The following is a 4,304-nucleotide window of genomic DNA, read 5'->3' as shown; positions in this document are numbered from 1 at the left end:
TTGGATTCGCCTTCGGTATGGACAACATGCGCCATTGATATTCCTCTCTCCCACAGCTTGCGTTGGTTTCAAGTCTTCAAAAAAGGGCGAGGCCAAGAGGGCCTCGCAGTCCAGGGAGGAACACTCCGGCCTATCTTGGCCAGGGCAGGGAGTAAGTCTTCACGTTGGTGAAAAACTTCATGGCTTCCAGGACACCTTCCTTAACCGCATTGCCGCTGTCCTTGATGCCGCCGAATGGCGACATCTCGATGCGGTATCCCGGTTGTTCCCAGATGTTGCAGGTGCCGACATCAAGACCGTTGATGAACGCGATCGCCCGGTTCAGGTCGTTTGTACAGACACCGGAACTCAGGCCGAACTCGGTGGAATTGGAAATTCTCATGACTTCGTCGTCATTGTCCGGTACCCGCACAATCGGCACGATCGGACCAAAGGTTTCTTCCATGACCAATTCGCTGTCATGCGGGACCCTGTCCACGACGATCGGTGGCAGCAAGGCTCCCTCGCGCCCGGGATGGTAAAGGATCTCCGCTCCTTGCGCTTCGGCCATGAATACCCGTTTTTCGAAAAGTTCCGCGGCCTGGGCATGAACGACACAGCCAAGCTGCGTCTCCGGATCCATTGGATCGCCGAAGCGGATGGCCTTGGCCTTTTGCAACACCAGGGGCACGAAGCGGTCGGCCACACTTTCCTGAACCAGTATCCGCTTGACCGCTGTGCAGCGCTGACCGGAATTGCCGGTTGCGCCCGCAACGGCAATGGTCGCGGCCTTGTCCAGATCGGCATCGGAGAGGTCGTTCAGTATGATCAGCGGATCGTTGCCGCCAAGCTCCAGCGCTGTGCGTTTGTATCCGGCCTTTTGGGCAATCATCTTGCCCACCGGCACGCCGCCGGTGAAGGTAATGATGTCGATATTGTCATTGGTGATCATCTCGTCACCAATGTCTTTGGGCCAACCGGTGACGATCTGGAACATTTCGTGGGGTAAACCGGCTTCATAAAGAATGTCGGCGAGCGCAATGGCTGTCAGCGGTGTCAGTTCCGTCGGTTTGCAGACGACGCAATTGTTGGTGGCGATTGCAGGGGCAATCTTGTGGCTCACCATGTTGAGCGGGTGATTGAACGGGGTGATCGCCGAAATCGCCCGCACCGGTTCGCGCTTGGTGAAGATCTTGCGATCCTTGCCCTGCGGGGTCAGGTCGCAGGAAAAGATCTGTCCGTCGTCCAGAATGGCCATCTGTCCGGCCAGCGTGAACACATCGTAAGCCCGGCCGGTTTCGTAAAGCGCGTGCTGATGGCAGATGCCCAATTCCAGGGTCAGCCATTTTGCCAGCCACTCCCGCTTTTCGCGGATCAGTTCTCCGGCGCGAAACAGGATCTGCTGGCGCTCATAACGGGTCAAGGTCGCAGTGTAGTTGGCCGCGATCTCGAACGCTTTGGCCGCATGCTCTGCCTTGCCCGCCGGCACTGTGCCGATCAGCTCGTTCGTGTAGGGGTAATGAACCGGAACGACATCGTCGGTGAACACCACTTCACCGCCGATGCGCATCCCTTCGTTACGGATTTGGGTGATATGGGTCATTTCAAAGCGCCGCTGCTGTGGTTGCGTAGAAAAAGGCATCGAAATTGCGCAAGTCAGGTGCGTCCGGCAGCGCAATCTTGCGATTGACGATGAAGGGAACCACCTGCTCGGTCAATCCGCCGTGGCTGCGCAGTGGTTCCTTCAGCGCGGCAAGGTCATGACGGTCTTCTGAAGTGCCGATACAGATATTTTCGCCCGACACCATAACGATGTCTCCAATCCGGTCGCCCGGCAATTCGAAGTCCCGAATAGCTTCTTCCTTGGTCAAAACGTGGGTAATGCCGTCGGTTGAACGCAGCTTGGCGATGATGTCGTCCCGGTCGGCCCCTTCCGGCAGATAGGCAGTCGCGAAGGAACCAAGCGCGCCGTGATGAACGACATAAGGATCGGTGATCGGCAGGATGACCCGTGCATTGCCTTCGCCAAGCCACTCATCCATCAGATCCTGTACGTAAACAACTGCAGGAGATCCGTCCGCCAGGTGCTTTGGCTTCATACCGTGATCGGCGGTGACGACAATTGCGGCCCCAAGCTCATCAAGCTCGCTCAGATACTTGTCGAACATGGCGTAAAAATCCAGCGCGCCCTTCTGATCCGGCGCGAACTTGTGCTGGATATAGTCGGTGGTCGACAGATACATTACATCCGGCTTGAACTCTTTCAGGAGCTTTACACCGGCTGCAAAAACGAATTCGGAAAGCTCGGCGGAATAAACCTCCGGCACATCCATTCCAAGCCACTTTGCGGCGTTGTCGATGCCGTTTTCCGCCAACGTCGCCTGGTCCGACTTTTCCGATGAAAAGCAAATGGCACGGCCTTCATTAAACTTCAGACCTGCGCCGAGCAGGGCACGCAACTTGTCCTTGGCGGTGACGACCGCAAGGCGGGCGCCGGCATCGTAGAATTTGGAAAAGACGGTTGGCGCACGCAAAAAACGGACGTCGTTCATCATCACTTCTTCGCCGGAGTCGGGGTCGATCAGATAGTTGCCGCAAATGCCGTGAACGATCGGCGGACGGCCGGTGGCAATCGAAAGGTTGTTCGGATTGGTGAAAGACGGGATCACTGAATGTGCCAGCTTGTCCGTACCTTCTTCGCGCATCCGTTTCAGCGTCGGCATCAGGCCCTTGGCAATGGCAACGTCCAGATATTCCGGTTCGCACCCATCCAGGCAGATGGCAACCGCCGGTACTTTCGGTCCCGGGTAAACGCGCTCGTTTGCTTCAACGGTCGTATGGATTGTCATTTTGTTGTCCTTGTTATTCAGGAGGCCAGCTTGGCGCGTTCTTGCAGAGCAGCGGCTGGAGGCGTGGCAGAGGTCACACCCATTTCACGCAGCGATTCCCTGGCAGCGATCACCACCTGCCGCATGACGTGCTCATCCATCTGTCCAATACAGCCGACGCGGAAACTGTCGACCACGGTCAATTTGCCCGGATAGATGATGAAACCCTTGTCCTTCATCAGCTCGTAGAAATGGTCGAAGACGAAATTCGGATCTGACGGGCAGAAGAATGTGACGATGATCGGCGACAGCCAGCGGTTTTCCAAAAGCGTGTCGAAACCCAGCTCGCGCATGCCGGACACCATGACGTCGCGATTGCGCATATAGCGCTTGCCGCGTCCGGCAACACCACCTTCCGCTTCATGAGCGCGCAGGGCTTCCAGGAAGGCGGCAATCACATGGGTTGGCGGTGTAAACCGCCATTGGCCGGTCTTGTTCATGTGTGCCCATTGGGCGTGAATATCCAGGCTCATGGAGTGGCTGTTGCCCTTGGCCGCTTCAAGCTCGCTTTTCCTGGCCAGAACAAAGCCGAAGCCCGGAACGCCTTCAATGCATTTGTTGGCCGAACTTACCAGCGCCTCATAGCGAATCTTGGAGACGTCCAGCGGAATGGCGCCGAAGGCCGACATGCTGTCGATCAGCAGTTTGCGACCGGCCGTGTAAACGGCTTCGGAGATTTCCTCTACCGGATTGAGAATGCCAGAGGAAGTTTCGCAATGGATCGCGACAACATGAGTGATATCAGGATCTTCCGCCAGGATCATCGCCACTTCATGCCCGCGCGGCGGCAGATAATCGCCCTTGTCCAGCAGCCGGAAATCGCGTCCGAGATATTCCATTGTCTGTGCGGCCCGCATGCCATATGCGCCGTTGGCAAGAACCAGCGCCTTGCCGTCCCGGGGAATGAAGGAGGCCAGCATGGCTTCGACCGAAAACGTTCCCGAACCCTGGATCGGCACGCAGTCAAAGTCGTCCGAACCGTCGCCGAGCAGGTTCAGAAGACGGATGCGCATGTCCTGCGTCATTGCCCGGAAATCACCATCCCAGCTGCCCCAATCCTTCAGCATGGCTTCCTTGACCGCATAGGATGTCGTCAACGGTCCAGGTGTCAGCAGATAGGGCTCTCCGAGGCGGGGTGGCTCGATCCGGGGGGCGTGGGCATTCATCGGAAACTCCCAAATATTATTGGTTTCCGATTACCTATGCAGCAGTTATACCCATATGGGAAATTGCAAATTTCAATCAAAACATAAGCTATGCCTATAGTAGCAAACAGGGAGAAACCCCGTGCGACACAGCCAGCTGAAAGCCTTCCATCATGTCGCTCTCATGGGCGGGTTCTCCCGTGCTGCCGAAGCGCTCTATCACACCCAGCCGGCCATTTCCGAGCAGGTGCGCAAGCTGGAGCAGGACCATGATGTCCTGTTGTTTCACCGT

General features: G+C 56.8%; 4 protein-coding genes. 1 reads left to right on the top strand and 3 read right to left on the bottom strand.

Translation table 11 applies throughout. The annotated features are described in order from the left end of the window. Window positions 1-130: 130 nt before the first annotated feature. Genes phnY through K5905_RS28565 form a run of 3 tightly spaced genes read right to left on the bottom strand, consistent with a single transcriptional unit; the run spans window position 131 to window position 4,033 of the window. Entirely contained in the window at window positions 131-1,582 is a 1,452-nt protein-coding gene (gene phnY / locus K5905_RS28575; RefSeq protein ID WP_297590762.1) for a phosphonoacetaldehyde dehydrogenase, read from the bottom strand. A gap of 1 nt (window position 1,583) precedes the next feature. Further along, a complete protein-coding gene (gene phnA, locus K5905_RS28570) occupies window positions 1,584-2,828 on the bottom strand; it encodes a phosphonoacetate hydrolase (RefSeq protein WP_297590759.1) in 1,245 nt (414 codons plus the stop codon). Window positions 2,829-2,845: 17 nt separating this feature from the next. After that, window positions 2,846-4,033, bottom strand: coding sequence for a 2-aminoethylphosphonate--pyruvate transaminase (locus K5905_RS28565; RefSeq protein WP_297590757.1), 1,188 nt, complete (start codon window positions 4,031-4,033; stop codon window positions 2,846-2,848). Between the two features lie 121 nt (window positions 4,034-4,154). On the opposite strand from K5905_RS28565, the gene K5905_RS28560 reads away from it, so the two are divergent. Next, window positions 4,155-4,304 (top strand): LysR family transcriptional regulator (locus tag K5905_RS28560; RefSeq protein ID WP_297590765.1); only part of this gene is annotated, 150 nt, incomplete at its 3' end.

It is taken from the genome of Roseibium sp., from assembly GCF_025698965.1.
Lineage (GTDB): Bacteria > Pseudomonadota > Alphaproteobacteria > Rhizobiales > Stappiaceae > Roseibium.
The sequence above is the reverse complement of the archived record's forward strand: the minus strand, read 5'-3'. Positions and strand labels throughout refer to the sequence as shown.